Source organism: Synechococcus sp. BSA11S (genome assembly GCF_014224355.1).
In the GTDB taxonomy this organism is placed as follows: Bacteria; Cyanobacteriota; Cyanobacteriia; order PCC-6307; family Cyanobiaceae; genus Regnicoccus_A.
The window spans coordinates 134,953-161,417 of sequence record NZ_VNWP01000003.1 but is presented as its reverse complement, the minus strand read 5'-3'; the positions used below and the strand labels follow the sequence as shown (position 1 = coordinate 161,417).

The following is a 26,465-nucleotide window of genomic DNA, read 5'->3' as shown; positions in this document are numbered from 1 at the left end:
GCTCCTTCCAGGTTGGCGGGCTGGCCGCCCGATCGCCAGCTTTCCAGGCGTATTCAGCAGTGATCCCTCACGCGATCGGTCCCGCGGCGATGGGCATCCGCCAGCCTCCGCCGAAGGCGCGGCCGCTCACCTTCAGCAGCGGCGCCGCCTGGCGACGCTTGAATTCCGCTGTGCGCAGCAGCCGATACACCCGGCGTGCCAGCTCCCGGTCCACCTGCCCCAGGGTGAACAGCTCCTCCGGCGAGCGCAGCTCCTCGATGTAGGCCTTGAGCAGGGGATCCAGCTGGTCGTAGTCCGGCAGGGAATCGCTGTCGCGCTGGTCGGGCCGCAGTTCGGCGCTCGGGGGCTTGGAGCGGATGGCGTCACCGATCAGTTCACCGCTGGCGGGGAGGCCACAGGCCTTACGGCAGCAGGCGGCTTCGTCGCTGTCGAGCCACCGGCAGAGGCGGAACACCGTGGTCTTGTAGAGATCGCCGATCACCGAGAGTCCGCCGTTCATGTCGCCGTAGAGGGTGCAGTACCCCACGGCCAGCTCCGACTTGTTGCCGGTGGAGAGCAGCAGCCGGCCCTGCTGGTTGGCCACGGCCATCAGCAGGGTGCCGCGGATGCGCGACTGCAGATTCTCGGCGGTCAGTCCCTGGGGCACCCCCTGCAGAACGGCTTCCAGGCCCTCGTCAAAAGCTGCCATCAGGGGCTCGATCGCCAGGGTCTGGTGGGGGATTCCCAGCCGGTCGGCGAGGTTGCTCGCATCGAGGCGCGATCCGGCGGAGCTGTAGGGGGAAGGCATCAGCAGGGCCAGGACCTGCTCAGGCCCGAAAGCCGCCGCGGCGATGACGGCCACCAGGGCTGAATCGATCCCACCGCTGAGGCCGAGCACTACCCGCTCGAAGCCGCACTTGCGGGCGTAATCGCGCACCCCAAGCACCAGCACCCGGAACAGTTGGTCGAGGGGCGCCGGCAGCGGGGTCGGTGCCGGTGAGGCTGGGGGCCACGGAGCCGGCGCTGTCTGTTGGGGTATGGCCTCCCAGAGGTCGAGAGCCACTGTGGCGCAGGGCAGCTGCTGCAACACCCGGGCCTCGGGATCGATCACGAAGCTGCAACCGTCGAAGACCAGCTCGTCGTTGCCCCCCACCTGGTTCACGTAGACCACAGGACAGCCCAGCCGGGCCGCCGCCGCCGCCGCCAGCCGTTGGCGCAGTTCCGGTTTGCCCTGGGAGAAGGGGGAGGCTGAGAGGTTCAGCAGCAGGTCAGGGCGCTGGGGCCCGAGTTCCGCGATCGGGTCGGCACCGGCCAGTCGGCGGCCTTGGACCCGTTCCTCCACCCAGAGGTCTTCGCAGATGGTGAGACCCAGGCGCCAGACCCGCTCAGCCCCTGGCCACTCCAGCAGGCAGGCCTGATTTCCCGGCTGGAAGTAGCGCCGTTCGTCGAAGACGTCGTAGCTCGGCAAGAGCCGTTTGTGGGCCACCACCCGCCAGACACCCTGATGAACAAGGGCCGCGGCGTTGTAAAGGGCCGGCAGCTCGGCTCCTGCGATCGGATTCACCAGGCCCACCAGCAGCCCCAGCCCCGGCGGCAGGTCGGCGGCGAGGGCATCCAGCACCCGGGTTTGCTCCTGAAGCAAGGCGGGGCGCAGCAGCAGATCCCTTGGGGGGTAGCCCCAGAGCGAGAGCTCGGGGGTCACCACCAGATCGGCTCCCGCTGCTGCGGCCCGTTGGCTGTGCATCAGCAGCTGGGCGGCGTTGCCGCCCAGATCCCCCACGAGAGGATTGGTCTGAGCCAGGGCAAGACGCATCAGCGCAGGGGAGGTCGGCTCGCCAGGCAGGAGCGCAGACCATAGAGATTCTGCTCCAGGAGCACAGGCCAGAGTTCAGACGGCACCAGCTGGGGGTCGGGGTGGCGGCGGATGGTGGAGCTGGCCGCGGCGGGGATCTCCAGTGGGAGCACCTCCACCTGGCCGCCACGACGATTGAGCTGATCGATCTGCAGGGAGTCGAGCGGCCAGCCCAGCCGCGGGACCACGGCCAGACGGCAGCGGTGCAGGATCTCATCGGCGGCATACCAGCGCTGGATCTGGGGCAGCAGGTCGCTGCCCACCACGAACACCAGTTCCGCATCCGGCCACTGCTGCCTCGCCCGCTCCAGGGTCTCCACCGCCCTGGGGCTGCTCAGGCTCTGGTCCAGCCGCAGGCCGGGCTTCTCCAGGCCCTCCACCAGCGCTTCAAGCAGGGAGGCTCGCACCGCCAGCGGTGCCCCATGGGTCTTGAAGGGGTTGTCGCTCGCCCAGGTCCTCACCTGCGGGTAGTGATCGGTGAGCCCCTCCAGCAGGGTGCGGTGGCCGAGGGTGGGCGGATCGGCGCTGGTGCCGAACAGGGCCACCGAGGCCGCTGGGCCGGCAGGTTCGCTCACGGCAGCAGGGTGGCGTTCACGGCCTGGCGGCCCTCCTGATGCCACTCCTCCAGCCACTGACGCGCCTGGGGGTCGTGGCGCACCAGGCGGCGCAGCAGGGCCCCCGGGCGGGCCTGGCCCCGCTGGGCCCCGCTCAGCAGGGCGGCGGCGGCCAGGCGCCCGGTCTGACGGGTGGTCTGCACGGCCAGGGCCGCCTGGGCCAGGGCCACCGGAGCCGCAGGAGCCAGGGACAGCCCGGCGGTTGCCGGCGCTGCCAGCAGCAGCAGCTGCCGCACGGTCCCCAGCAGCAGTTGCAGGGCCAGCTGGGCACCTCCGAGCAGGGCACTGTGGCCGGAGAGGCGGCCCAGCAGCTCCCTGGCCTGGGGTCCGCTCAGCTGCAGACCGTAAAGCTCGCACAGCTGCACCACCAGGGCCGTGTCCAGGGCCAGGCCACCGGCCAGATCCAGCAGGATCAGGGGGTTGGCCGCCACACCGGTGGCCTTGAGGGCCGCGAACCGTCCGATCAGGGTCTGGGCCTGGCGACGGTGCTGCCTCAGGCGCCATTGCGAGAGGCGCTGGTTGAAGCGATCGCCGGCCGCCAGGGTGTTGAGGGCCAGCAGCAGCTCCCCATGGGCCTGGAGAAGGCTGGTGAGGCGTTCGCGCAAGGGCTCCACTGCCGGTGGCAGTGTCTCGCTGCGCACCCTGCCGTCCGCCCGCAGCACCCCGCGCCTGGGGGCCGCGGCAACCGCCACCAGCTCCAGGTGGCGCACAGCCGCCGGAAGACGGCGGCGGATGCTGGCCAGCAGGGTCTGCCGCTCCGCCGCGGGCCAGCCATCGATGCGGTTGACCACCAGCAGCAGGGGTTTGCCCGAGCTCAGCAGCTGCTGCACCGCGTCGGCCTCCACGCGACTGAGGTCGCCATCGAGAACCACCAGCACCAGATCCGCCCCCAGGGCCACCCGGGCGGCCAGGCGATGGCGGGCCATGGCCGCCACTTCATCGATGCCGGGGGTGTCGACCAGCTGAACCTGCAGCTGCCCGGCCAGGGCTCCGGGCCAGGATTGCCGCTGCTGCTGCCGGGTGCAGCCGTGGGCCAGGTCGGTGGCGAAGCGAGGTTCGCCGAGCAGGGCATTGAGCAGACTCGATTTGCCCACCCCCACCCGTCCGAGCACTGCCACATGCAATTCCCGGCGTTGCAGCCGCACGAGCTGGCGATCGAAAGCGGCCAGTTCCGGCCCCAGAGACGCTCGCTCACGGGCGCTCAGCTGCAACTGCCTTCGCCAGCGCTGCAGCAACGGTTCACAGCGCTCAAGGATCGGGGGAGGGTTGACGGCCGCTCGGCTCATCCCTGCGCCTCCGCGGGGGGCTGGGGTCGTCGCCACCAGCCGGCGAGCACCGCCAGCACGGCGTCGGCACCGATCACCCCCACGAATCCGCCGAATTCATCCACCACCACCCGCACCGAATGACTGCTGCGACGGAAGGCCGTGAGCAGTCGATCGGCGCGGATCATCTCGGGCACGAACTCCACCGGTTCGGTGAGGCTCAGGGCGCTGTCCTGACCGCGGCCCTCCACCAGGGCCACCAGCAGGCTCTCGCGGCTGGCCACCCCCAGCACCTCATCCACCTCCTCACCGAGCACCACCCACCAGCCTGCGGCATTGGTGAGCAGCAGATCGCGCACGCTCTCCAGGGGCGCATGGCCCGAGACTGTCGGTGCCGCGACCCGGGGCACCATCAGGTCGCGGGCCGTGAGGTCGTTGAGCTGAAACACCTTGGCGATCATCGCCGCCTCATCAGCCTCGATCTGGCCCTTCTGGGACCCGAGGCGAGCCAGCAGACGGATCTCCTCTTCATCGGTGGTGAGTTCGCTCTCGGCGGTGATCGCCGGCATCATCCGCTCCAGCAGCAGCACCAGGGGCAGCATCAGTCGCAGCAGCAGACTCACCGGTGGCGCGCTGGCCAGCGCCACAGGCAGGGCCAGGCGGCTGCCCAGGGCCTTGGGCAGGATCTCCCCCAGCATGATCACCAGCACCGTGAGCCCTACCGAGAACAGGGGCAGGGCCACCCGGTCGACACCGATGCGGGAGAAGACCCAACCGGCGTAGCTGCCCAGCATCAGGCTGCCGAAGATGTTGAAGCCGTTGTTGATGATCACCAGCACGGCCAGGGCACGGCCCATGCGGTTCTTGAGGCCGAGCAGAGCTTTGGCCCCACGAACCCGCCTCGGCCTGCTGGCCACTTCATGGACCCGCAGGGGGTTGACCGTGAGCATGGCCGCCTCCACACCGGAGCAGGCCGCCGACCCGATCAGGATCACCACCACCAGGGCCGCCAGACCCAGGAGCTCATTCATCGGGCAGTCTGCGCGGCCGTTCGCGGCATGGGAACACGCTCATTCAATGGGGTATGCCATCTTCTCGCTAGAGGCGTCCATTCCATGGTGATCCCCCAGGCCGAGTTCCACCAGCGTCGTGTGCGTTTCCTGGAAGCTCTGGGGGGGGTGGCCGCGGTGATTCCGGCGGCTCCCCTTGTGCGGCACCACGCCGATGTGGAGTATCCCTTCCGCCAGCAGAGCGACTTCTGGTATCTCACTGGCTTCGATGAGCCGGGAGCCGTCGCCCTGTTCCTGCCCCATCAGAGCGACAACCCCTTCGTGCTGTTCGTGGAGCCTCGGGATCCCTCCGCAGAGGTCTGGAACGGCTTCCGCTGGGGTTGCGAGGGGGCCGTTGAGGTGTTCGGGGCGGATCTGGCCCACCCCCGCGCCGAGCTGGCGTCCAGGCTCGGCGACTACCTCCATGACGCCGAAGGGATCGCCTTCCGGGTGGGCCGCGACACCGCCGTGGAATCCCTGGTGCTGCAGGCCTGGGCCCAGCAACTCGATCGCTCGCCGCGCACGGGTCGCGCCGCCCTGGGACTGGTGGCCCCCTGCCCGATCCTGCAGGAGATGCGTCTGCGCAAGAGCCCGGGCGAGCTTGAGCGGCTGCGGGAGGCTGCGCGTATTTCCGCCGAAGCCCATGAACGGGCCAGGGAGGTGGCCCGTCCCGGGCTGAGCGAGCGCCAGATCCAGGCGGTGATCGAGCAGCATTTTCTGGAGCAGGGGGCCCGTGGGCCGGCCTACGGCTCGATCGTGGCCGGTGGCGACAATGCCTGTGTCCTCCACTACACCCGCAATGATGCCCCGCTGCTGGATGGGGATCTGCTCCTGATCGATGCCGGCTGCAGCGTGTCGGACTACTACAACGGTGACATCACCCGCACATTCCCGGTCAACGGCCGTTTCAGTGGCGAGCAGCGGGCCCTCTACGAGCTCGTGCTCGAGGCCCAGCTGGCGGCGATCGCCACGGTGGCACCCGGCGCCGACGCCGAGCAGGTTCACGCCGCGGCCCTGCGGGTCCTGGTTGAAGGGTTGCTCGACCTCGGTCTGCTCAGGGGGACGGTGGAGGACCTGATCGAGCAGGGGGCCTACCGCCACCTCTACATGCACCGCACCGGCCACTGGCTGGGTCTCGATGTCCATGACGTGGGGGCCTACCGCCTCGGCGAGCACCCCCAGCCGCTGCAGCCGGGCATGGTCCTCACGGTGGAGCCAGGGCTCTATGTGAGCGATCGCCTGGCGGTGCCCGAAGGACAGCCGGAGATCGAGGAGCGCTGGAAGGGCATCGGCATCCGCATCGAAGACGATGTGGCCGTGACCGTGGAGGGCCATGAGGTGCTCACGGCTGCCGCCCTCAAGGCTCCGGCGGCGATGGAGCGCTGAGGCGCTCGGCCCCCAGCCAGTCCAGCAGCAGCTCCGGCTCCAGGCTGGATGTGCTGGAGAGGATCCGATCGGCCCCTGCCGCCCGCAGCCCCTGCTCGTAGTGCCGGCGGCTGCCGGACTGGCCCTGCCCCTGCAGGTGCGGTGGAGCCACCGCCAGGCTGAGCAGGGTGAGGTCCGGGCGCTGGCGCCGGGCCGCCATCACCGTGTCCACATCGGCCACGGTGTCGCCCAGATAGGCCACCGGCAGCAGCTCCCCAGAGGCGGTGCTGCCCAGTTTCAGCGCCAGCTGGAGCAGCCCGGTGGGATCTGGTTTGTCGGGGGCTTCGCCCATGGCGATCAGTGGCGGATCCTCCAGCTGGAGGCGTTGCCTGAGCACATAACGGCAGGAGGGGGGTTCGGCGCCACTGACGAAGCCCCAGGCGATGCCGGCCTGCTCCAGGGCCTGGAAATAGCCGTGCTCCACCAGCAGGGGTTCCTCGCGGATGAAGCCGATCCAGCCGGCAGGGTCACCGTCCGGATCGGCCCCGAAGTACAGACTGCTGAACACCTCCACCACCGCCTCAAGGGTGGGGAGGGGCCGGCAGTCCCGCCGCCGCAGCAATTCCAGTGAGGCCTGCCAGTCGTTGTTCCAGCGTCCCTCGGCCTTGAGGGCATCGATCTGCCCCGGCTCCGGAGACCAGCCGCCGAAGTGGTGCACGGTTTCGGCGATGGCTCGTCGGTAACTGCCACTGACATCGCGGATCACGCCGTCAATGTCGAAGAGAAGAACGGCGCGCGGCTGCAGGGATGCTGGTGCAGAGGCTGTTACGTTAGTTGTTTGCCTTTTTGCCTTGAGCGCCGAAACCATGACGGCCACTGAAAGCGCTGCTCCTGCAGGTACCACCGCTGAGGCGGCCGCGGCGGTGAGCACCGCTGATGAGGCTCCCACCCAGGGGCGCCCGCCCCTGCGCGGAGCCAGTGCCGCCCTGGCGTCGGCCACGGTCGATGAGGATGGGGTCCCCTCCGGGCATACCCCCAAGGCCGATGAGGGTCGCTTCCTGCTCAAGATCCTCTGGTTGCCCGACAACGTCGCCCTGGCCGTGGATCAGATCGTGGGCGGTGGCCCCAGCCCCCTGACGGCCTATTTCTTCTGGCCCCGGGAAGATGCCTGGGAAACCCTCAAAGGAGAGCTGGAAGCCAAGTCGTGGATCACCGACAACGAGCGGGTGGAAATCCTCAACAAGGCCACTGAGGTGATCAATTACTGGCAGGAAGAGGGCAAGGGCAAGTCGCTCGAAGAAGCCAAGGGCAAGTTCCCCGACGTGACCTTTTGCGGTACCGCCTGATCGCCTCACAGGCGCCTGGCCTTGGTTGAACTAGCGGGCCCTGATCACCCCTGCGAATTCGCTGGCGGTGATCAGGGCTGGAATTGTGGCGGTGTCGACGGTGAAACTGCGGCTCTCGGTCTGGGAGGAGCCATCGGGATAGACGAACGTCACCAGGCCCTGCAAGGTGACGGTTGATCCTTCCTGAGCGGTTTCGCGCAGATCCTCCACGCTCACCCGCTCGAACTGGTTGAAGAAGGCAGGATCGAACTGATCGCCTGCGGCGCCGGCGAAGAACTGCCGGGCCTGGTCATAGGCCCTGGTGTTCAGGGCGTCGTAGAGCCCCCGGATGCTGGCGATGGCCAGGTCGGTGTCGGCCGAAGGCAGTGGCGTGGTGGGGGGCTCCGGCGTGGGCAGGCTTGGTTCCTCGGGCGGCGTGGTTGGTCGGGCCACCGGCGGCGGCGGTGTGCTGGGTCTGGTCGCGGAAGGGTTCTCAACGGAGCCCTGGGGGGAATAGCGCAACAGCATCACGGCCCCCACCAGGGCGACCGCCAGGCCGCCCGTGAGGAAGGCGAGGAAGCCCAGCAGGACGCTGTTGCCGCCTCGGCTGGCCGGCGCCGGGACTGGTGTTGCGGCTGCAGGGGCAGGAGCAGGGGCTGCTGGCTTGGTTGCTGTTGGGGTTGAGGTGCCCTTGGCTGGCAGATCGAGCAGCCCTCCCACCACGCTCTCCATGCGCCGGCAGATGGCAGGGGTGAACACCTCCTCGACTTCCTGCATCAGCCGTTGCTGCAGCCGCGCCTCGGAGAGGGGTGGGTTCTGGCTGGCGGCGCTGGCGAAGGCGGCCGACATCACCAGATGGCGCAGGGCCGGAAGCAGGTTGTTCTGTCCCTCGCCGCAGAGGTCGCCCGCGACCGCCTGCAGGCGACGGCCCTCAGTGCCTCGACCACGCCGGAGGTCGCTGAGCACCTGCTGCCTGAGGGCGGCTCCGAGCTGGTGGTCGTTCATCGCGCGGGGAGGGCAGGGATGGTCTTGGGTTGCCACTGCAGCTGCAGGGTGGCCTCGAGGGGTGGGCAGAGGTTGAGGGCCCTGAGGGCCTCCCCCTGCACCAGTCCACCCGTGGCGGGATCGAAGCTGCTGGCGATCAGGGCCCCGAGGGGGTCCTGGTTGGAGGCGTCCAGCAACGACAGCGCCCGCAGGCGGCCCTCGCGCAGACCGGTGAACTGGCTGCGACGGCTGCTGAGGGTACCGGCGATGGCGACGCTGGGGCCCCGGCAAAGCTGGTTGATCTGGCGGCGCACGGCCGTGGCCACCGGCTGCGGGGCATGGCTCCGTGGCTTCACCCACAACCAGCGGGCGCCCAGTCCCGCGGCGACCACCAGCAGGGCCACAGCTGCCAGGGCGGGGCCGGGATGGCTCCGCAGGGCCTCCAGCCGCGCAGTGGCGCCGGAGTGAGCGGCTGCTCCGCGAGGTTGATCGTCGCCAGCCTTCCTGTGGAGGGCTGCGACCTGGGCTGGCCCCGGCTGGGTTGACCCCAGCGTGCCGTGCAGGGCCATCGCCACCGACACATCGTCGCCGCTGCCCTCGCTGGTGATCTGCTTGAGGTTCGCGGCCAGCGCGTCGCTGGCTCCGGTGCCTGGGGTGGCGATCAGATGGGCGGCCAGCGCCAGAAAATCCGTGTCGGTGGCACAGGACTTGCGGATGCCATCGGTGCTCAGCAGCAGTCCGAAGGCTGCCCCCCGGTGCTCGATCGGCTTCAGTCCGCTGCGGAACATCCTGGGAGCCTGCTCCAGACAGAGGCTGCCGGTGGCCTCGCCACCTCCCTGCTGAGGGGCCTCCTCGCTCAGAAGCACGGCCTCCCCCCCGGGCCCCACCTGCACCAGGTCCCAGTCGCCCAGACCGGTGTAGCCCCACCACCCCGGCGCCATCACCACCAGCCCCAGGGTGGTGCCGTAGCGCAGTGGCACCTGGTCCTCGGACCCTGGGGCTTCAGCAGCGACAGCCTGGGCGGGGGCCAGAGCCGTCTGCCGCTGCCAGTGGTCGAGCACCTCAGCCAGCCAGCGGCTGTGAATCCGTTGGGGGAGTTCGGCTTCCAGCCACCTGGCCCACTCGTTGGCCCCCGGTGCCTGGGCGCCCAGCAGCGCGCATTCGCGCAGATGCTCCTCCACGGCCAGCAGAGCCTGTTCGCAGGCCAGGGTGCTCCCCACATCGCTGTAGGGGTAGCGTTCACCGCCATGGCCATCGGCCAATGCCATCACCTGCACCGGCTGGTGGTCACGGCTGTGGCACTGGGCTGAGGCCACCGCGTCCTGGCAGGGGCGGCCCTGGCGTTGGTGGGCGGCACCGATGTGCCTTGCCCGCAGTGGTGGCCTCCAGCCAGTCACCACACCAGGGGACCGACGTCGTCGATGGGATCCATCAGGGTGGGAGGCAGATCCGGTAGGGGGATGTTGGCCTGGTGCTCCGAGCCTGTCATGCGGCTGATGGGCATCGAGGCGGCACCCACCACGGCTGTGGAGGCCCACTGGATGTACTGGGCCAGGGAGGTGGCGTTGCTGGCCTGAAGAGGGCGGCGAGGTGAGCGGCCCGAGCGGTGCAGGGGCGTCTGCCCGCTGGCACCGGGGATTTCTCCGGAGGGCAGGCCACCGCCGGGCTCGGTGCCGATGAACTGCTGCAGCACCTCGGTGTCGGCGTCGTGCCCCATGGCGATCGCCAGGCGCACCGCCTTCTGGGCCCAGGGCTGGCGCATCAGGCTGGCCAGGCCCGCGTCGAAGTCGTCGGTGGGCTGGCCGTCGGAGATCAGCACCAGCACCGGTGGCAGGGCCCGCTCCTCCATCGGGGGCGACTGCAGTACCCCGGCCACCAGCTCCAGGGCCTCACCCATGGCTGTGATGCCTCCGGCCTGCAGGTCCAGCCACTGCAGCTGCTGCACGGCAGTGGGCTTCTCCAGGTGCCAGCAGGCCCGGTCGGCAAAGCTCACAGCCCTGACCAGAACACGCGCTTCTGGGTTCTGGCGAGCCACCTCGGCCATCCCCGGGAGCGACTGACGAATCGCCTGGTTGAGTGCCTGGATCTTGCCCTGGGCCGCCATCGAGCCGGAGCAATCACAGATGTAGATGAAGTGCAGCGGCCTGTTGGTGAGCCTGACGTTCGGAAAGGGCATCGGATCTGGGCTCCGCGGGAGGCTCAGGACTGCAGCTCGACCGCCCCGGCCGGTGTGGTGAGCCGCACCAGTGGCGAGAGATTACAGGTTTGTCCCGGTTCCACCGCCATCCGGTTGCCATTGCTGAGCTCGGCCCGCCAGGTCTGGCCGCTCAGGTTGCGCAGTCCCAGCAGAGTGGCCTGGCTGGGATGGGCCTCCACCTGTGCCAGCGGTGCTTTCAGCTGCAGGGGAAGCAGCCGGTCGAAATGGTGGGGATACAGAGCGTTGCCGGCCGCCGCCGTCACCAGGCCATGGGGCAGTTTCAGCCTGGCCGGGTGCGGCAATGGGCAGCCGCAGCTCCAGCACAGGGGGCCAGGATCGCTGGGGGCAGGGAACGTTTCCTGACCGCAGTGGGCGCACAGCTGACGCTGGTCGAGGGCCGCGGCCAGGGCCGTCATCCACTGGCCGGTGAGCGCCCGTCGCTGGGGAGCCTGCAGGCCGGCCCCGAAGGTCTGCTCGAACAACTGCTTGATCGGCTCGGGGTAGATCGGCCAGGTGATCAGGGCGGCGGCGTGCTCGATCGGATCGGGCCTGTTGCTCGGATCGACCGGGTCGAAGATGAACAGCGGGTCTTCTCCGTAGAGCCGGCGGCGGGCGGGCTCATCCAGGCAACGGATCGCCAGTTCCCTGCGACCCCGCAGCGGGTCGTGGCGTGTGAGCAGCCGGAAGATCAGCACGGCCAGAGAGAACAGATCACTGTTGGCCCCCGGTCGGGCCAGGCCCATCAGGATCTCCGGTGCCATGAATCCAGGGGTGCCCAGCACGGCGCCCAGATCCCGCCCATCGACATCCACGTTGTCGTTGTCGCAGATCAGGATGCGGCCGCTGGAGGGCTCCAGGAACAGGTTGCCCAGGGAGATGTCCTTGTAACAGAGGCCCTTGAGGTGCAGGGCGTGAAAGGCCTCGGCCAGGAAGAAGCTGGCCCGCAGCACCTGCAGCAGGCTGATGGCCAGATGCCCGCCGACGTGCTCATGGGCTCCCACGAAGCCCGGCGGGCGCAGCTCCATCAGGTAGCCGAAGCCGGGATCCCTGCTGCGAAGCAACGGCACCGTTCCGGGGCCGGGCTTCACCAGGGCCAGCGGCCAGAGGAAGGCGTCGCTGGGGGTAGTGGCCCGGATGCTTTCGCCCAGGCGCCGCTCCAGATGGGGATCGCGGGCGATGCACGCCGGCAGGTACCACTTCAGGGCCAGACGCTCGCTGGCCACCTCCACCTCGAACACCTGGCCCTGGGTGCCGCCCCCCAGCCCGTGAAGCACATGCACCGGGCCGGGGATTCCCTCCAGATCGAGGCAGGCGCCTTCCGGCAGGATCCAGGTCACGGTGGGTTGTCTGGGGGCTCAGGCCTCCAGACTCTGGCCGATGGCCTTGCGGATCCCATTGCGGTGGGAGAGGGCCGTCAGTCGGTTGGCGAAGCTGCGGCGCTGGGCGCGGCCGTCGCGAAGCACCACCGTCAGGGTGTGGTCCTTGCGGGAGCCCAGCAGGATCCAGCCGACCAGGGCCGCCACCTCCAGGGGCCAGAACAGGAGCGGGAATGGCAACAGCAGCAGGCCCCCCAGGCAGACCAGCAGCCACCAGCTGAAGATGTGCGGATGGCGGGGCAGGCTCTGCACCGTGGCCGATCGGATCTGATCCAGGGCGATCTGCTGGCCGCCGATGTCGAGGCTCGTCACCACCGGAGCCGAACCCCGTGCCGACTCCCTGCGGGGAGTGTGGGCTCGCTGAGCATTCCCCTCCGCCGCTGGCTCGCTGGCCGCTCCCGCAGGTGCAGCCAGCTCGAAGATCAGCGCCGGACCGTTGACTCCCAGCCGGATCTCGTCGCCATGGGCCAGGGGCCTGCACTGCTGGAGGCGTTCCCCTCTGAGAAAGGTGCCATCGGCGCTCTGCCAGTCGCACACCACCCAGCTGCGCTGGCTGCTGGAGTGGCGGACCACGGCGTGGTGGGGAGAGAGCCCGGGCTGATCGGGCATGCAGAGGCGGTTGTTGCCCTCGCGCCCGATGGTGAGAGGCCGGGACGGATCGAGCCGGGCCACCTTCCCGGGTTGATCCCGCAGCCGCAGCCGGGCCTGAGGCGGGGTCATGGCCCTCCACGGCGGCGGCGCCACCAGAGGTGCCAGTCGTCCTGGATGTCACTCCACCAGCCGCCATCGCCTGAGCGGAAGGGCGTGACCCGGCCAGGAAAGAGCAGGGCCTTGCTGGCCAGAAGCAGGGCCACCAGCACCATCACCAGGAGCACCCAGCCCGGGATCGCCCCCACCCAGGTGGCGGCGAAGCTGGCCCGCACGGCATAAAGCCCGATCGTGATGGCCAGCCAGAGCCGGAAGGGCTCCCAGGGATCGCGCTGGCGCAGCACGGGGAGAGGAGATCGATGCGTTTAGCGTATCCCCGGGCCACGCCTGTTCACCCCCCGCATGGTCGACCCGTCCGTTCCTGAGAGCGACGTTGCGCAGGGCTCGGGCCGCATCTCCGAGGAGCCGCCGACCAATGGCCACCGCGCCGCCTGGCGCCGTTTCCTCGCTTCCTTGAGCCAGGGGCCGCTGGAAAGCCGCCCTGGCGCCGTCCGTTCGGCCTGGCGCCCGCTGCTGGTGCGCCAGGCCGTGGCCGAGCTGTGGCTGGGGGAGCGGCGGCTCAGTCGCACCGTGCTGGGGGAGGGCCGCTACCGCATCGGCCGCGATCCCGCCTGCGAACTGCCGCTGGAGGCGGAGAGCCTCAGCCGGGTGCACGCCATCCTGGAGAAGCCGCGCCCCGATGAGCGCGACTTTGCCCTTGAGGATTTCAACTCCGCCAACGGCCTTTTCCACCGCGACCGCCGCATCCGGGCCATCCGCCTGCGCCACGGCGACCAGGTGCAGCTCGGCTCTCCCCTCAAGGGCGCTGCCCCTCGCCTGCGCTACCTGAACCCCCGCAGTCCGCTGGAGCAGGCGGTTCACCTGCTCGGCCTGGCCAGCCTGCTGGGGTCGGGCCTGCTGGTGGGCGGTCTGCTGCTGGTCTCTTCGGTCGGTGGCGGCTCCCGCATTCGCCTGATCTCCGGTCCGGTCAAGATCGTCTCGGCATCGGGTCAGCAGATCGACGCCAGGGAGGGCTCGGCCACGGCTCTGCCGTCCCTGCAGGCCTATCCGCTCCACCTGCGCCAGGCCCTGATGGCCTCGGAAGAGGCACGCTTCGGCTGGAACAGCGGGGTGGATCTGTTCGGCACCCTGCGCTCGGCCCTGCTGGGCAGCGGTGGCGGCAGTGGGCTCACCCAGCAGGTGGCCCGCATCTATTACCCGGAGGTGGGCATCGACTACAGCCTCAGCCGCAAGCTGCGGGAGCTGTGGGTGGCCCTGCAGCTGGAGGTGGGCTACAGCAAGAATCAGATTCTCAAGATGTATCTGGACCGGGCCCATCTCGGCCTCGGCACCGATGGCTTCGAGCAGGCCTCCCGTCTCTACTTCCGCACGTCGGCCAGTGATCTGGATGTGGATCAGGCGGCTTTCCTGGTGGGGCTGCTGCCCAGCCCCAACGGTTACAGCCCGTGCAATGCCAAGGACCCCACCGCCGGGAGGGAGCGCCGCGACCTGGTGCTCAAGCTGATGCACGAACAGGGCTACCTGGGCGATCAGCCGCTGATCGACGCCCAGAGGCGGCCCCTGAACATCGATCCCTCGGCCTGCCGCGACTCCGGTTTCTCCAGCTATCCCTTCTTCAGCGACTACGTGCTCGGGGAACTGGAGGGCACCCGCTTTGCGCTCAACCTCTCGGAGAAGACTTCAGGCGGCAACTACCACGTGGTGAGCACGATCGATCCCAAGCTGCAGCAGCTGGCCCAGCAGCAGTTGCAGCGCTTCCTCGAGGGGCCGGCAGCCCGTGTCGGACTGACCCAGGGGGCTCTGATCTCCCTCAATTTCCGCAGCGGCGAGATCCTGGCCTATGTGGGTGGCGGTGACTATTCCCGTTCCAGCTTTGACCGGGTGCAGGCCATGCGCCAGCCCGGCTCCACCTTCAAGCTCTTCCCCTACCTGGCGGCGCTCGAGGCCGGCGCCAGCCCCGATCAGCCCGTCTCGTGTGCTCCCCTGGCCTACGTGGCGGGCTGTCGCCAGGGCGGCGGCAGCATCACCATGGCCAGCGGCTTCGCCGATTCCGAGAACGTGGTGGCCCTGCGCCTGGCCGAGAAGGCCGGCCTGAAGGAGGTGGTGCGCAAGGCCCGTCAGCTGGGGATCAGCACCCCCCTCGACGCCGACTTCAACACCATGCTGGGCGGCCGTGAAACCCTCCTCTATGAGATGGCCCGGGCCTATGCCGTGGTGGCCAACGGCGGCCGCAGCGTGCCCATGCACGGCGTGACCCGCATCTACGACCTGGGCATCTGCCGCTCGATCTACAGCCTCCCCTCCTGTCCGGATCGCGGCGTGACCACCCCCATCGGTGAGCAGCCGCGTCAGCTGCTGCGCGGGGAGGACGCTGCGGTGATGGATGATCTGCTGGAACGGGTGGTGCGCAGTGGGACGGGGCAGGCGGCTGCCGTGGTGGCCGATGCCCGAGGAAAGACCGGCACCACCGACAGGGGCGTGGACGTGCTGTTCATCGGTTACTCCCCGACCCTGGAGATCCTCACTGCCATCTGGATGGGCAACGACGACAACCGACCGGCCGAAGCGGCCAGCGGTGCTCTGGCGGCCGAACTCTGGGGGCGCTACATGGCGGCGGTCGGATCTGGCCTGGGCCGGAGCTGAGGCCTGCCCTGATGGGTCCGCTCCACTCAGCCGCCGCTGTCCCTGGCGCGCAGAGCCAGCTGCAGCAGGGTTTCCAGCCGGCTGTACACCGCCCAGCCCACTCCCAGGACCAGCCCCCACCACCACTGGCTGCTGAGCAACCGATCGAGGGGCCTGCTCTCGTCGTGCTCGCTCTGGCGGGGCAGCTGCCAGCCCAGCTGCAGGGCGCCGTACACCAGCAGCAACACCCAGGCAGGAATCTCGATCGGACCGAGGCTGAAGGCCAGGGAACGCCAGTGGACCAGGCTTGAGGCGGCCGCCAGGCCGATCAGGGCACTGACCGCCCCTGCGGCCCCATCCCAGCGGCGCTCTGAGGTGCGCCGCATCGCCACCAGCAGTGCCAGAGCCGTGGTGGCCAGGCTGGTGAGCATGTAACGCAGCACCACATCGGGCAGGGGCAGTGGCGACGGAGCCCGCAGGATCAGCAGCAGCAGCAGCACATTCACCACCGCTTCGCCATGGCTGTGGTGGATCCAGGGGGCGCTGATCCAGCGCCAGGCCTGGTGGGGTTCGGTGGCGTCGGCCTGCTCCAGGGGCCACTGGCGTCGCGCGCACTTCAGGGGGCCAAGGCTGAGGGCCTGCAGCAGGGCCAGGGTCAGTGCCAGCACCAGCCAGCCCTGCCAGTCCCACGACTTGAACAGCCAGTGGTCGAGTTCGCCGCTGAGCCAGCGCAGCACCAGAGCAGCCCCGGCCGCCACGGCCAGGCCGGGACCCATGGCCTGCAGCGACTCCCGCAGGGCCAGGCCCCAGGGACCATGCGCGACTCCGGGAGTTGAGCCCGGTGCGTTGGTCTTGGGGTCCGGCGCCAGGGAGACCGCCACACCTGTGGCCGCTTCGAGGAGGTCGAGAAGCTCCACCAGCACCGCCGGGGCGTAGGTGCTTCCGAGCTGCTGGGCCAGCAGCCGCACGGAGGTTTCGCGGCCCGCCCCGCTGTCCCTGAGTGCGCGCAGGAAAAGCGGCTGGCCAGCCAGATCGCGCACGGGGCCCTTGAGGCCCTCCTCGGCCCCGAGCAGGTCGACGAGCCGGTTGGCCATGACCTTTCCGTTGGTGAGCCCCGGTGTGTCGGCCTCATGCCAGGCCCGGAGCTGCAGTCCGAGTTCACGCCCTTGGCCCTTCACCGGCCCACCGGGAGTGCTGTGTTCACTGCTGTACCCATGGGCGCGAATCTATCGATCCCTGGAGGCCAGGCCGCTGTCGACTGGCTTGTGGCTGGCTTCCGCTTCGAAGCGTGCCGCCGCCGCTTCGGTGGCTTGGCAGCTGAACAGCTCCTCAGCCAGCTTCGGCGAAATGGTGAAGGTGGTCAGGCCTGCTGCCGCCAGGCGGCTGAGATCACCCGGGGACCGCAGGCTGGCCACCAACAGCCTCAGACTCGATCCAGTGCGATCGACGCATTTCTGCATTGTGATCAGTTCCTGGTGGCCATCCCGCCCCAGGTCATTGATCCGACCGAGGTAGGGGGCGATGTAGCGGGCACCGAGGGCTGCCGCCACCAGCACCTGGGGCGCCTCGTAGCAGGCGGTGAATGTGAGGGGAATGCCCTGGCCGATCAGGGTCACCGCCGCTCTGGCGCCGACTCTGGTCACGGGAACCTTGACCGTGATCCGTCCAGGGTCGAGCTCAGCCAGGGCCTGTGCGCAATCGCTCAGCGCGCTGGACTCACGCCCCCAGGCCTGGAGATGCAGCTCCTGGCATCCAAGATCAAGGGCACGCCGGCTGAGGGAAGCCAGGGCGTCGATCCTGCAGGGCTGCCCTGCCTGGCGGAGCAGGGTGGGATTGGTGGTGATCCCGTGGAACAGGCCACAGGGCATCCAGGTGGCCCAGTCCTCGGGATCAGCCGAGTCGAGGAAGAAACGAAGGCTCATGCAGAGCCCACCGACCTCAACTGACGCGGGTGGCCTGCAGCCTGGCGCGGGAGCGTGCCAGGTCCTGCATGGCCTTCACCTTCTCGGTGCTGGGGGGTTGACCTTCGAATCCTGCCGCTTTCTGCTCGGCCTTCTCGACCTCCTGCTCGGCCTTGCCGGCATCAATGCCGGAGCCGAGTTCGGCGCCGTTCACCAGCACCGTGACTTCATTGGCCTCCACTTCGGCAAATCCACCCATCAGGGCGATGCTGGTCCAGTCCTTGCCGGCCCGCAGGCGCATCACGCCCACATCCAAGGCCGTGAGCATGGACACGTGGCCGGTGAGGATCCCCACCTGACCGGAGGTGCTGGGGAGGATCACCTCGTCGGCTGTCCCGTCAAAGACGCTCTGGTCGGGGGCCAGAACACGCAGGTTGAGAGTCATGGGGGCGAGTGCTCAGGAAGCGGATGGGGTGGTGGGACTCAGCCCTTCTTGGCTTCGGAGGCAATCTTCTCAGCCTTCGCCTTGACCTGGTCGATCGTGCCGACGAGATAGAAGGCCTGCTCAGGGAGATCGTCGAGCTCGCCGGCCAGGATCATGTTGAAACCCTTGATGGTTTCCTCCAGCTTCACGTACTCACCCGACTGGCCGGTGAAGATCTCAGCCACGAAGAAAGGCTGGGACAGGAACTTCTCGATTTTCCGTGCCCGGTCCACCGTGCGACGGTCGTCTTCGGAGAGCTCGTCGAGGCCGAGAATCGCGATGATGTCCTGCAGTTCCTTGTAGCGCTGAAGGGTGCTCTGCACGGCCCGGGCCGTGCGGTAGTGCTCGTCACCCACCACCGCGGGCTGGAGCATGGTGCTGCTGGAATCCAGGGGATCCACGGCTGGGTAGATGCCCTTGGAGGCCAGGCCACGGCTCAGCACCGTGGTGGCATCGAGGTGGGCGAAGGTAGTGGCGGGAGCCGGGTCGGTGAGGTCGTCGGCGGGAACGTAGACGGCCTGGATCGAGGTGATCGAACCCTCCAGAGTGGAGGTGATGCGCTCCTGCAGCTCACCCACGTCGGTGCCGAGGGTGGGCTGGTAACCCACGGCGGAGGGCATCCGGCCCAGCAGGGCGCTCACTTCGGAGCCGGCCTGCACGAAGCGGAAGATGTTGTCGATGAACAGAAGCACGTCCTGCTTGTTCACATCGCGGAAGTGCTCGGCCATCGTGAGCGCCGAGAGGCCGACGCGCATGCGGGCGCCCGGGGGCTCGTTCATCTGGCCGTAGCAGAGCGCCACTTTCGACTTGCTGAGGTCCTCGGAGTTGATCACCCCGGATTCCTTGAATTCCTCGTAGAGATCGTTGCCTTCACGGGTGCGCTCACCCACGCCACCGAACACCGACACACCGCCGTGCTCCTTGGCGATGTTGTTGATCAGCTCCTGGATCAGCACCGTCTTGCCCACGCCGGCACCTCCGAAGAGGCCCACCTTTCCCCCCTGGCGGTAGGGCGCCAGCAGGTCGATCACCTTGATGCCCGTCTCGAAGACCCTGGGCTTGGTCTCCAGTTCGGTGAGCTTGGGAGCGTCGCGGTGGATCGGAGCGGTGAGGCTGGTGGAGACAGGACCCTGTTCATCGACGGGCTCCCCGAGCACATTGAAGATGCGGCCCAGGGTGGCTTCACCGACGGGAACGGAGATGGGGAAGCCGGTGTCGAGAGCCTCCATGCCGCGAACGAGGCCATCGGTGCTGCTCATCGAGACGGCGCGCACCCGGTGATCGCCGAGCAGCTGCTGCACTTCAGCGGTCAGGGCGACGTCCTGTCCGGCTGAATTCTTGCCTTCGATGCGCAGGGCGTTGAAGATCTTCGGAAGCTTGCCTGCAGGAAATTCAACGTCCAGGACTGGACCGATCACCTGGCGAACAACGCCTTTGGTGCCGGTGGAAGCGCCGGAGGTTGCGGGTGCAGCAGCCATAGGTAGTGAAAAGGATCGCGCAGCGGGAGCACCCGCCTTAAGCGGCGCAACCTTACCACTCCAGCCAGCCGCCAGCCCCTCGGATCCCTGCGCCGCTCCGGTTGCCGACGGTGGCGGCGGTTCGGTGACCCGCACAGGATTCCGATGGCGGGTCCGCATCGCCGACGCCTAGGTTGGCGCTCAACGGGCTCGAGTGCCAACTCCCCGTTGCCGTGGCGCCGAAGGCGTCACCCTGTCGCTTTTGCATGGATTCATGGCTGCTGTTTCTCTGAGTGTTTCCACGGTCAAACCGCTTGGAGACCGCGTGTTCATCAAGGTGTCCGATTCGGACGAAAAAACGGCTGGCGGCATCCTTCTGCCCGACACCGCCCAGGAAAAGCCCCAGGTGGGTGAGGTGGTTCAGGTCGGCCCCGGCAAGCGCAGTGATGACGGATCCCGTCAGGCTCCTGAAGTGAGCGTGGGCGACAAGGTCCTCTACAGCAAGTACGCCGGCACCGACATCAAGCTTGGTGGAAACGAGTTCGTGCTTCTCTCCGAGAAGGACATCCTCGCCATCGTCAACTGATCGCTCGTCGTGTTCAGGGAAGCTTCCCGAACTGAAGGTTCAGGTTCGACTTTCCCAATCATTTGATCTCAATCTCTTAGCAAGGACAACATCGTTCCATGGCCAAGCGCATCATCTACAACGAGAACGCCCGCAGGGCTCTCGAGAAGGGCATCGACATCCTGGCTGAAGCCGTTGCCGTCACCCTCGGCCCCAAGGGTCGCAATGTGGTTCTGGAGAAGAAATTCGGCGCTCCCCAGATCATCAACGACGGCGTGACGATCGCCAAGGAGATCGAACTCGAGGACCACATCGAGAACACCGGCGTGGCCCTGATCCGTCAGGCCGCCTCCAAGACCAATGACGCCGCCGGTGACGGCACCACCACCGCCACCGTCCTGGCCCATGCCATGGTCAAGGCGGGTCTGCGCAACGTGGCCGCCGGCGCCAACGCCATCACCCTCAAGAAGGGCATCGACAAGGCTTCCGACTACCTCGTCAAGAAGATCGAGGAGCACGCCAAGCCGATCTCCGACTCCAACGCCATCGCCCAGGTGGGCACCATCTCCGCCGGCAACGACGAAGAAGTGGGCCGGATGATCGCCGATGCCATGGACAAGGTGGGCAAGGAAGGTGTGATCTCCCTGGAAGAAGGGAAGTCGATGACCACCGAACTGGAGGTCACCGAGGGCATGCGCTTCGACAAGGGCTACATCTCGCCCTACTTCGCCACCGACACCGAGCGGATGGAAGCGGTACTCGAGGAGCCCTACATCCTGCTCACCGACAAGAAGATCGGTCTGGTCCAGGATCTGGTGCCCGTTCTGGAACAGATCGCCCGCACCGGCAAGCCTCTGCTGATCATTGCTGAGGATATTGAGAAGGAAGCCCTCGCCACCCTGGTTGTGAACCGCCTGCGCGGCGTGCTCAACGTGGCCGCCGTCAAGGCTCCCGGCTTCGGTGACCGCCGCAAGGCCATGCTCGAGGACATCGCCGTTCTCACCAACGGTCAGCTGATCACCGAGGACGCCGGCCTCAAGCTGGAGAACACCAAGCTGGAGATGCTGGGCACCTCCCGCCGCATCACCATCAACAAGGACACCACCACCATCGTGGCCGAAGGCAACGAAGTGGCGGTGAAGGCCCGCTGCGAGCAGATCCGCAAGCAGATGGACGAAACCGACTCCTCCTACGACAAGGAGAAGCTGCAGGAGCGTCTGGCCAAGCTGAGCGGCGGTGTGGCCGTGGTCAAGGTGGGCGCTGCCACCGAGACCGAGATGAAGGACAAGAAGCTGCGCCTGGAAGACGCCATCAACGCCACCAAGGCGGCCGTTGAGGAAGGCATCGTTCCTGGCGGTGGCACCACCCTGGCCCACCTGGCTCCGGCCCTTGAAGAGTGGGCCGCTGCCAACCTCTCCGGCGAGGAGCTGATCGGCGCCACCATCGTGGCCTCCGCCCTCACCGCGCCCCTCAAGCGCATCGCCGAGAACGCCGGTGTCAACGGCGCCGTCGTGGCTGAGCATGTCAAAGGCATGCCCTTCAATGAGGGCTACAACGCTGCCACCGGCGACTACGTCGACATGCTGGCCGCCGGCATCGTGGACCCCGCCAAGGTGACCCGTTCGGGGCTGCAGAACGCCGCCTCGATCGCCGGCATGGTGCTCACCACCGAGTGCATCGTGGCTGACCTGCCCGAGAAGAAGGAAGCAGCTCCCGCCGGCGGCGGCGGCATGGGCGGCGACTTCGACTACTGATCCGTCGCTTCGCGGCCGATCACGACGTCCCGTCATCTGAATCCTCTGGTTGGGAGGGGGGCTGTGCCCCTCTCCTTTTTTCATGCCCGGACCGGCTGCATCCTGCTGGCCCGTGGCCGGCCGTTTCGATCCGGAACAACCAGGTGATCAGAGCCCCCGCCAGGCAAGGGATGGTGAGCAGCATCAGGAGCTGCTCACTGCCCCAGGTGTTGAGCAGCAATGGAAAGCCAAAAGCCGTGAGCACGGCCCCCACCTTGCCGGCGGCGGCGGCAAGCCCGGCACCCTGCCCCCGGATGGCCGTGGGAAAGACTTCTCCAGCAAGGAGATAGGTCTGGGAATTGGGACCAAGGTTGGTCATGAACTGGAACAGAGCCAGTCCGCCCAGCAGCAGTGACCAGTGACCCAGGGGTGATCCTGGGGTTGGATGGCTTCCGCTGGCTGCCAGCAGAAGGCTGCCCGCGCAGCCGAGGAAGCCGGCCATCTGCAGGCGGATGCGACCCAGGCGGTCGGTCAGCAGGATCGCAGCAGCGATGCCCAGTAGGAACGCCCCATTCACCAGCACGGCCCCTCGGGCAGCGAACAGCCGGCTGCCCAGGTCGCTGGCCGGGGCCAGCAGCAGCGGCGTGAAGATCCCCACCCCGTAGGTGGTGATGTCCTGCAGGAACCAGGGGATGGCGCTGAGAATCAGGGCCCGTTGCTGCCCTGATCCAAGGGGCCTCCACCAGAGTCGGTCGTCCATCGGCCCGGAGCCAGGGCCGGAGATCCTCTCCCTTGGGGGTGAACGGTCAGTCGCCGGGATGGGCCTCAGGTCCAGGTCCTGGCGATTGAGCAGGCGGCGCAGCTGGAGTTCCGCCTCCTGGTGGCGCCCCTGGCTGAGCAGCCAGGGAGTGCTCTCAGGCAGCAGCAACCGGGCCAGGGCCAGCAGCAGCACCGCACCTGCCGGCATCAGGTAAAGCACCCGCCAGGTCTCAGCCGCCGGCCAGCGCTGCAGGGCGCTGGCCGCCATAGCTGTCCCCAGCAGGGCGCCCAGGGCCTGGAAGCTGAAGGCTGCCAGCACCAGCCGGCCACGCAGGACCGACGGGAAGCTCTCCGAGAGCACCAGATGGGCCGTGGGGTAGTCGGCACCGAGGGCCACACCGGCCAGCACCAGCCCCGCCAGCAGCCAGCCAGGGCCGGGGCTGAGCCCCACCAGCAGCAGGGCTGCGACCAGGACCAGCATCTCCCCCACGAACAGCGATTTTCGGCCGAACCGATCGGCCAGGGGCCCCAGCAGCAGGGCTCCCAGCAGAATGCCCAGCAGGGTGGCCGCGCTCACGAGTCCCTGCGCCCTGGGGCTGAGTGTGAAAGTTTCCGCCATCAGCGGGAGGGTGATGCCCCCGCTGAAGACGATCAGCCCTTCGAACAATTTGCCGGCACTGGCCAGGGACCACAGCAGCCACTGCATCCTCGAAACCGGGCCCGCCTCGATGAGGGCTTCAAGGCTTTGGGGCTTCGCTGCCATCGGCGCAACTGAGCCCTCTCGGAGTGAAGGCTTCAGCCCGCCTTGAATTCCAGCGCCACCCCGTTGTTGCAGTAGCGCTTGCCGGTGGGCCGGGGGCCGTCATTGAAGACGTGACCCTGGTGGCCGCCGCAGCGGCTGCAGTGGTACTCGGTGCGGGGGATCAGCAGTTTGAAGTCGCTTTTGGTGGCGATGGCCTGCGGCAGTGGCTGCCAGAAACTGGGCCAGCCGGTGCCGCTGTCGTACTTCGCCGAAGAGCTGAACAGGGGCAGGCGGCAGCCCGCGCAGAGGTACGTTCCCTGACGTTTCTCGTTATTGAGCGGACTGGTGAAGGGGCGTTCGGTTCCCTCACGCCGGAGCACGTCGTAGGCGGCCGGGCTCAGGCGCTGGCGCCATTCACTGTCGCTCAGCCGCCAGCTGGGATCCGAAGCCTTCGAGGCAGCCTCGGCCTTGGCGCCACCCCAGAGTGCACTGAACATGACGGCGAAGGAGGCCAGCAGCCCACGGCGTTTGATCGGATCCACAGGACGGGTTGGTGGTGAAGGGACGCTGGCCTGAGGGGCTGGCCTGAGGGGGAACCTCAGCGCAACCAGCCTGCGCTGAGCACGATCGCCAGACCAAGAAACAGGCCCAGGAGGGTCCAGCTGATCCGGTTGAGGGTGGCTTCGGCGCTGCGGGCGCTGCTGAACATCGAGCCACCGCTGCTGGCCAGGCCTCCCATGCCGTCTCCTTTGGGGCTGTGCAGCAACACGCTGCCGATCAGCAGCACCCCGACGGCGGACCAGATCCAGGTGAGAACGGTAGTGATCATGGTTTCAACCTAACCAACCGATCAGACCTGGACGGCCTCGGCCAAGGCGGTCGCGGGGCTGGCCAGGTTGACCGGTTGCACCAAGGAGGTGCCGGACATGCTCTCGGGCTGAGGCAGGCCCAGGATCTGCAGGAGGGTGGGGGCGACGTCGGCGAGGCCACCACCCTGTCGCAGGTGTGGAGCGGCCCCATGGCCCACGAGCTTGCGCTTTTCCCCCTCCACCAGGATCACCGGCACCGGGTTGGTGGTGTGGGCGGTCCAGGGGCGGCCATCCTCCGTTTGCATCAGCTCGGCATTGCCGTGATCAGCGGTGATCAGCACGGTCCCGCCCAGGCGGTTGGCGGCTTCCACCAGCCGTCCGACGCAGCGGTCCACCGTGATGATCGCCTGCTGGGTGGCGTCCATCCTGCCGGTGTGCCCCACCATGTCGGGATTGGCGTAGTTGATCACCACCAGGGAGTACGCACCCGTGTTCAGGGCCGCGATGCAGCTGTCGGTGAGTTGTTCGGCCGACATCGCCGGGGCCTGGTCGTAGGTGGCCACCCGAGGTGATGGAACCAGGTGGCGGTCTTCACCGGGAAACGGCTGCTCGATGCCTCCGTTGAGAAAGTAGGTGACATGGGGATACTTCTCGGTTTCCGCCGTGCGCAGCTGGCGCAGCCCATGCTCGGAAACCACCTGCCCCAGCAAGCCATCGAGAGACTCAGGGGGGAAAGCCACCGCCACCGGCAGCGAGAGCTCGTACTGGGTGAAGGTGACCACGTGCAGGGGGGTGATGCGCTCGCGCTCGAAGCCATCGAAGTCGTCGAGCACCAAGGCGCGGATCAGCTGGCGAACCCGGTCGGGCCGGAAGTTGAAGCAGATCAGCCCGTCGCCTGGATTCAGGGAGCCGCCAGCGAGGCGGAGGGGTTCGAGGAATTCATCGTTGATCCCCTCGGCATAGGCCGCCTCGATGGCGTCCTGGAAAGAGAGGGGGCTGATCTCTCCCTCCTCGCTCAGCAGGCGGTAGGCCTTTTCGGTGCGATCCCAGCGGTTGTCCCGGTCCATGGCCCAGTACCGGCCACAGATGGTGCTGATCCGTCCGACTCCGGCCTCCGCCACCTGGTCTTCAATGCACTCCAGGTAGGTGATCGCGTTCTGGGGAGGTGTGTCGCGGCCGTCGGTGATGGCGTGGATGCAGACGTCACGCAGCCCGCGGCCGGCGGCCCAGCGCAGCAGGCCTCCGAGGTGGTCGATATGGCTGTGCACCCCGCCATCGGAGCAGAGGCCCAGTAGATGGAGGGTGCCGCCATCACGCAGCAGCCGGTCGGCCAGGGTGTTGAGGGCGGGGTTGGCGGCCAGGCTGCCGTCGCGCACGGCCTTGCCGATCCGCACCAGCTCCTGGCGGATGATCCTGCCGGAGCCGATCGTGAGATGTCCCACTTCGGAATTGCCCATCTGGCCGTCGGGAAGTCCCACATCCCCACCGCTGGCCTGGATCAGGGTGTGGGGATAGGCCTCCCAGAGAGCGTCCATCACGGGAGTGCTGGCACGGAGGATCGCGTTATGGCTTTCGTCGTCGCGGAAGCCCCATCCATCAAGGATGGCCAGGACCACGGGAGCCACGCCTTGATCGTTGCCCGACCGTGAAACTGACTCCTTGCGGGAGGAAGGAATTGGAGATCCGAAAGTAGGAATTGCGCTCACCCCTGACTGCCCAAATGGTCGTACAAGCGTGCTCCTGCTTCAACTTACTCCCGAAGGGTGGTCAACCTTGCAGGCGCCGCAGGGCGTCAGCTTTTGGGGACATACGAACGTCCATACGATGGAGAAACCAGATTCGGTTCTCAGTGAACATTCCGACCGGGCCGACGTCTGATCCGCGGCGGGTGGAGATCCTCTCCTCCGATGATCTCGCCCGCACGGTGCGACGGCTTGCCTCCCAGGTGCTTGAGGGTGTCGTCGACAGCAGGCAGCTGCTGCTGCTCGGCATACCGACCCGTGGTGTCGCTCTGGCCCGGGTGCTGGCCCAGCAGCTGGAGGAGCTCTGCGGTCACCCGATCGACCACGGAAGTCTCGATCCCACCTTCCACCGAGATGATCTCGAGCGGGTCGGCACCCGCCTGGCGGAAGCCACCCAGCTGCCCTCCGAGATCGAGGGGCGACACCTGGTTCTGGTGGATGACGTGATCTTCACCGGACGCACCGTGCGGGCGGCCCTGGAAGCTCTGCACACCTGGGGCCGCCCCGATCTGGTGCGGTTGCTGGTGATGGTCGATCGCGGTCACCGGGAGTTGCCGATCCAGCCCGATTTCTGTGGTCGCCTGGTGCCCACCAGCCGCCAGGAGTCGATCCAGCTCTGCCTGCGCCAGACCGATGGCGAAGATGGCGTGTTCCTGATCCGCTCCAGCTGACCCTGTCGGCTCCACGGCAGCCGGCACGGGTTCGGGAGTTCAGCCCACGGTTTCGAGTTCGTCGGCCCGGAAGTGGGCGCGGAACCGGCCGAAGACCACGATCACCGGCAGGGTGGGGCTGATCGGCTTGCCCTTCCAGTCGTCGAGCACCTGCAGCACTTCACCCTGCTGACCCAGAAGATCGAAGGCCTTGCCGCGGTGTTCCGGGTGGGTGTACACAACCACGCTCTGGCAGACCTTGACCTGTTCTCCGGGCTTCATGCGCT

26 protein-coding genes are annotated in these 26,465 nt (G+C 67.9%); 6 read left to right on the top strand and 20 right to left on the bottom strand.

All coding sequences use genetic code 11. The features are described from left to right. Positions 1-67: 67 nt before the first annotated feature. The 4 genes from FPZ61_RS04060 to FPZ61_RS04045 are packed head-to-tail and all read right to left on the bottom strand — an operon-like array spanning position 68 to position 4,741. Entirely contained in the window at positions 68-1,792 is a 1,725-nt protein-coding gene (locus FPZ61_RS04060) for an NAD+ synthase (RefSeq protein WP_185465079.1), read from the bottom strand. Next, complete coding sequence (locus FPZ61_RS04055; protein WP_185465078.1) at positions 1,792-2,406, bottom strand: nicotinate-nucleotide adenylyltransferase; 615 nt, start codon at positions 2,404-2,406, stop codon at positions 1,792-1,794. Before FPZ61_RS04055 ends, FPZ61_RS04060 begins: the two co-directional genes overlap by 1 nt. Next, positions 2,403-3,731: a DUF697 domain-containing protein gene (locus FPZ61_RS04050; protein WP_185465077.1), complete on the bottom strand. Its 1,329-nt coding sequence runs from the start codon at positions 3,729-3,731 to the stop codon at positions 2,403-2,405. Before FPZ61_RS04050 ends, FPZ61_RS04055 begins: the two co-directional genes overlap by 4 nt. Continuing rightward, the gene (locus FPZ61_RS04045) at positions 3,728-4,741 is read right to left on the bottom strand and encodes a CNNM domain-containing protein (RefSeq protein WP_185465076.1); all 1,014 of its coding nucleotides are present in this window, start codon (positions 4,739-4,741) and stop codon (positions 3,728-3,730) included. Before FPZ61_RS04045 ends, FPZ61_RS04050 begins: the two co-directional genes overlap by 4 nt. 84 nt (positions 4,742-4,825) lie before the next feature. On the opposite strand from FPZ61_RS04045, the gene FPZ61_RS04040 reads away from it, so the two are divergent. Then, positions 4,826-6,145, top strand: a complete 1,320-nt coding sequence (locus tag FPZ61_RS04040) for an aminopeptidase P N-terminal domain-containing protein (protein ID WP_185465075.1) — start codon at positions 4,826-4,828, stop codon at positions 6,143-6,145. Here the strand turns inward: FPZ61_RS04040 and FPZ61_RS04035 are convergent. Continuing rightward, entirely contained in the window at positions 6,117-6,929 is an 813-nt protein-coding gene (locus tag FPZ61_RS04035) for a TIGR01548 family HAD-type hydrolase (RefSeq protein WP_255441362.1), read from the bottom strand. The two genes, FPZ61_RS04040 and FPZ61_RS04035, sit on opposite strands and share 29 nt — an antisense overlap. 46 nt (positions 6,930-6,975) lie before the next feature. Here FPZ61_RS04035 and FPZ61_RS04030 point away from each other — a divergent pair, with 46 nt between their 5' ends. Beyond that, entirely contained in the window at positions 6,976-7,470 is a 495-nt protein-coding gene (locus FPZ61_RS04030; RefSeq protein ID WP_185465073.1) for a 30S ribosomal protein PSRP-3, read from the top strand. A 30-nt stretch (positions 7,471-7,500) separates the two neighbouring features. Here FPZ61_RS04030 and FPZ61_RS04025 read toward each other — a convergent pair whose 3' ends face one another. The 6 genes from FPZ61_RS04025 to FPZ61_RS04000 are packed head-to-tail and all read right to left on the bottom strand — an operon-like array spanning position 7,501 to position 12,998. Then, positions 7,501-8,454: a hypothetical protein gene (locus tag FPZ61_RS04025; protein ID WP_185465072.1), complete on the bottom strand. Its 954-nt coding sequence runs from the start codon at positions 8,452-8,454 to the stop codon at positions 7,501-7,503. Further along, a complete protein-coding gene (locus tag FPZ61_RS04020) occupies positions 8,451-9,830 on the bottom strand; it encodes a protein phosphatase 2C domain-containing protein (RefSeq protein ID WP_185465071.1) in 1,380 nt (459 codons plus the stop codon). Before FPZ61_RS04020 ends, FPZ61_RS04025 begins: the two co-directional genes overlap by 4 nt. Then, the gene (locus FPZ61_RS04015) at positions 9,827-10,609 is read right to left on the bottom strand and encodes a VWA domain-containing protein (protein WP_185465070.1); all 783 of its coding nucleotides are present in this window, start codon (positions 10,607-10,609) and stop codon (positions 9,827-9,829) included. The genes FPZ61_RS04020 and FPZ61_RS04015 overlap by 4 nt, the downstream gene beginning before the upstream one ends. A 23-nt stretch (positions 10,610-10,632) precedes the next feature. Continuing rightward, positions 10,633-11,967: a protein kinase gene (locus tag FPZ61_RS04010; protein ID WP_185465069.1), complete on the bottom strand. Its 1,335-nt coding sequence runs from the start codon at positions 11,965-11,967 to the stop codon at positions 10,633-10,635. 18 nt (positions 11,968-11,985) lie between these two features. Further along, positions 11,986-12,726, bottom strand: a complete 741-nt coding sequence (locus FPZ61_RS04005) for an FHA domain-containing protein (RefSeq protein ID WP_185465068.1) — start codon at positions 12,724-12,726, stop codon at positions 11,986-11,988. Then, on the bottom strand, positions 12,723-12,998 hold the full coding sequence (locus tag FPZ61_RS04000) for a hypothetical protein (protein ID WP_185465067.1): 276 nt from the start codon (positions 12,996-12,998) through the stop codon (positions 12,723-12,725). The genes FPZ61_RS04005 and FPZ61_RS04000 overlap by 4 nt, the downstream gene beginning before the upstream one ends. A gap of 58 nt (positions 12,999-13,056) precedes the next feature. On the opposite strand from FPZ61_RS04000, the gene FPZ61_RS03995 reads away from it, so the two are divergent. Further along, a complete protein-coding gene (locus tag FPZ61_RS03995) occupies positions 13,057-15,357 on the top strand; it encodes a transglycosylase domain-containing protein (protein WP_255441342.1) in 2,301 nt (766 codons plus the stop codon). Between the two features lie 26 nt (positions 15,358-15,383). Here FPZ61_RS03995 and FPZ61_RS03990 read toward each other — a convergent pair whose 3' ends face one another. Genes FPZ61_RS03990 through atpD form a run of 4 tightly spaced genes read right to left on the bottom strand, consistent with a single transcriptional unit; the run spans position 15,384 to position 19,199 of the window. Next, positions 15,384-16,514 (bottom strand): rhomboid family intramembrane serine protease, encoded by a 1,131-nt coding sequence (locus FPZ61_RS03990; protein WP_185465066.1) that lies wholly within the window; start codon positions 16,512-16,514, stop codon positions 15,384-15,386. Between the two features lie 48 nt (positions 16,515-16,562). Then, positions 16,563-17,258 carry a transaldolase family protein gene (locus FPZ61_RS03985; protein WP_185465065.1) on the bottom strand — a complete coding sequence of 232 codons (696 nt, stop codon included), beginning with the start codon at positions 17,256-17,258 and terminating at the stop codon, positions 16,563-16,565. A gap of 16 nt (positions 17,259-17,274) precedes the next feature. Further along, the gene (gene atpC, locus FPZ61_RS03980; RefSeq protein ID WP_185465064.1) at positions 17,275-17,682 is read right to left on the bottom strand and encodes an ATP synthase F1 subunit epsilon; all 408 of its coding nucleotides are present in this window, start codon (positions 17,680-17,682) and stop codon (positions 17,275-17,277) included. 38 nt (positions 17,683-17,720) lie between these two features. Further along, the gene (gene atpD, locus FPZ61_RS03975; RefSeq protein WP_185465063.1) at positions 17,721-19,199 is read right to left on the bottom strand and encodes a F0F1 ATP synthase subunit beta; all 1,479 of its coding nucleotides are present in this window, start codon (positions 19,197-19,199) and stop codon (positions 17,721-17,723) included. 253 nt (positions 19,200-19,452) lie between these two features. Here atpD and groES point away from each other — a divergent pair, with 253 nt between their 5' ends. After that, positions 19,453-19,764 (top strand): co-chaperone GroES, encoded by a 312-nt coding sequence (gene groES / locus FPZ61_RS03970; RefSeq protein ID WP_185465164.1) that lies wholly within the window; start codon positions 19,453-19,455, stop codon positions 19,762-19,764. A 98-nt stretch (positions 19,765-19,862) separates the two neighbouring features. After that, positions 19,863-21,497, top strand: coding sequence for a chaperonin GroEL (groL, locus tag FPZ61_RS03965; RefSeq protein ID WP_185465062.1), 1,635 nt, complete (start codon positions 19,863-19,865; stop codon positions 21,495-21,497). Positions 21,498-21,516: 19 nt separating this feature from the next. Here the strand turns inward: groL and FPZ61_RS03960 are convergent, their stop codons facing one another. The 4 genes from FPZ61_RS03960 to gpmI form a co-directional block, all read right to left on the bottom strand. Further along, the gene (locus tag FPZ61_RS03960; protein WP_185465061.1) at positions 21,517-22,941 is read right to left on the bottom strand and encodes an MFS transporter; all 1,425 of its coding nucleotides are present in this window, start codon (positions 22,939-22,941) and stop codon (positions 21,517-21,519) included. Between the two features lie 89 nt (positions 22,942-23,030). Beyond that, a complete protein-coding gene (gene msrB, locus FPZ61_RS03955) occupies positions 23,031-23,474 on the bottom strand; it encodes a peptide-methionine (R)-S-oxide reductase MsrB (protein WP_185465163.1) in 444 nt (147 codons plus the stop codon). Between the two features lie 101 nt (positions 23,475-23,575). Continuing rightward, positions 23,576-23,806 carry a preprotein translocase subunit SecG gene (gene secG / locus FPZ61_RS03950; protein WP_185465060.1) on the bottom strand — a complete coding sequence of 77 codons (231 nt, stop codon included), beginning with the start codon at positions 23,804-23,806 and terminating at the stop codon, positions 23,576-23,578. A 21-nt stretch (positions 23,807-23,827) separates the two neighbouring features. After that, positions 23,828-25,402, bottom strand: coding sequence for a 2,3-bisphosphoglycerate-independent phosphoglycerate mutase (gpmI, locus tag FPZ61_RS03945; protein ID WP_370593368.1), 1,575 nt, complete (start codon positions 25,400-25,402; stop codon positions 23,828-23,830). 233 nt (positions 25,403-25,635) lie between these two features. On the opposite strand from gpmI, the gene pyrR reads away from it, so the two are divergent. Continuing rightward, a complete protein-coding gene (gene pyrR, locus FPZ61_RS03940) occupies positions 25,636-26,199 on the top strand; it encodes a bifunctional pyr operon transcriptional regulator/uracil phosphoribosyltransferase PyrR (protein WP_185465058.1) in 564 nt (187 codons plus the stop codon). Positions 26,200-26,238: 39 nt separating this feature from the next. Here pyrR and FPZ61_RS03935 read toward each other — a convergent pair whose 3' ends face one another. Further along, positions 26,239-26,460, bottom strand: coding sequence for a ferredoxin-thioredoxin reductase variable chain (locus tag FPZ61_RS03935; protein ID WP_185465057.1), 222 nt, complete (start codon positions 26,458-26,460; stop codon positions 26,239-26,241). Positions 26,461-26,465 lie beyond the last annotated feature (5 nt).

Bases quoted from the DNA above. Each gene is read 5' to 3' on its own strand.
- FPZ61_RS04060 (WP_185465079.1), bottom strand. From the start codon at position 1,792: ATGCGTCTTGCCCTGGCTCAGACCAATCCTCTCGTGGGGGATCTGGGC.
- FPZ61_RS04050 (WP_185465077.1), bottom strand. From the start codon at position 3,731: ATGAGCCGAGCGGCCGTCAACCCTCCCCCGATCCTTGAGCGCTGTGAA.
- FPZ61_RS04045 (WP_185465076.1), bottom strand. From the start codon at position 4,741: ATGAATGAGCTCCTGGGTCTGGCGGCCCTGGTGGTGGTGATCCTGATC.
- FPZ61_RS04040 (WP_185465075.1), top strand. From the start codon at position 4,826: ATGGTGATCCCCCAGGCCGAGTTCCACCAGCGTCGTGTGCGTTTCCTG.
- FPZ61_RS04025 (WP_185465072.1), bottom strand. From the start codon at position 8,454: ATGAACGACCACCAGCTCGGAGCCGCCCTCAGGCAGCAGGTGCTCAGC.
- FPZ61_RS04015 (WP_185465070.1), bottom strand. From the start codon at position 10,609: ATGCCCTTTCCGAACGTCAGGCTCACCAACAGGCCGCTGCACTTCATC.
- FPZ61_RS04005 (WP_185465068.1), bottom strand. From the start codon at position 12,726: ATGACCCCGCCTCAGGCCCGGCTGCGGCTGCGGGATCAACCCGGGAAG.
- FPZ61_RS03995 (WP_255441342.1), top strand. From the start codon at position 13,057: ATGGTCGACCCGTCCGTTCCTGAGAGCGACGTTGCGCAGGGCTCGGGC.
- FPZ61_RS03985 (WP_185465065.1), bottom strand. From the start codon at position 17,258: ATGAGCCTTCGTTTCTTCCTCGACTCGGCTGATCCCGAGGACTGGGCC.
- atpC (WP_185465064.1), bottom strand. From the start codon at position 17,682: ATGACTCTCAACCTGCGTGTTCTGGCCCCCGACCAGAGCGTCTTTGAC.
- atpD (WP_185465063.1), bottom strand. From the start codon at position 19,199: ATGGCTGCTGCACCCGCAACCTCCGGCGCTTCCACCGGCACCAAAGGC.
- groES (WP_185465164.1), top strand. From the start codon at position 19,453: ATGGCTGCTGTTTCTCTGAGTGTTTCCACGGTCAAACCGCTTGGAGAC.
- groL (WP_185465062.1), top strand. From the start codon at position 19,863: ATGGCCAAGCGCATCATCTACAACGAGAACGCCCGCAGGGCTCTCGAG.
- FPZ61_RS03960 (WP_185465061.1), bottom strand. From the start codon at position 22,941: ATGCAGTGGCTGCTGTGGTCCCTGGCCAGTGCCGGCAAATTGTTCGAA.
- msrB (WP_185465163.1), bottom strand. From the start codon at position 23,474: ATGTTCAGTGCACTCTGGGGTGGCGCCAAGGCCGAGGCTGCCTCGAAG.
- secG (WP_185465060.1), bottom strand. From the start codon at position 23,806: ATGATCACTACCGTTCTCACCTGGATCTGGTCCGCCGTCGGGGTGCTG.
- FPZ61_RS03935 (WP_185465057.1), bottom strand. From the start codon at position 26,460: ATGAAGCCCGGAGAACAGGTCAAGGTCTGCCAGAGCGTGGTTGTGTAC.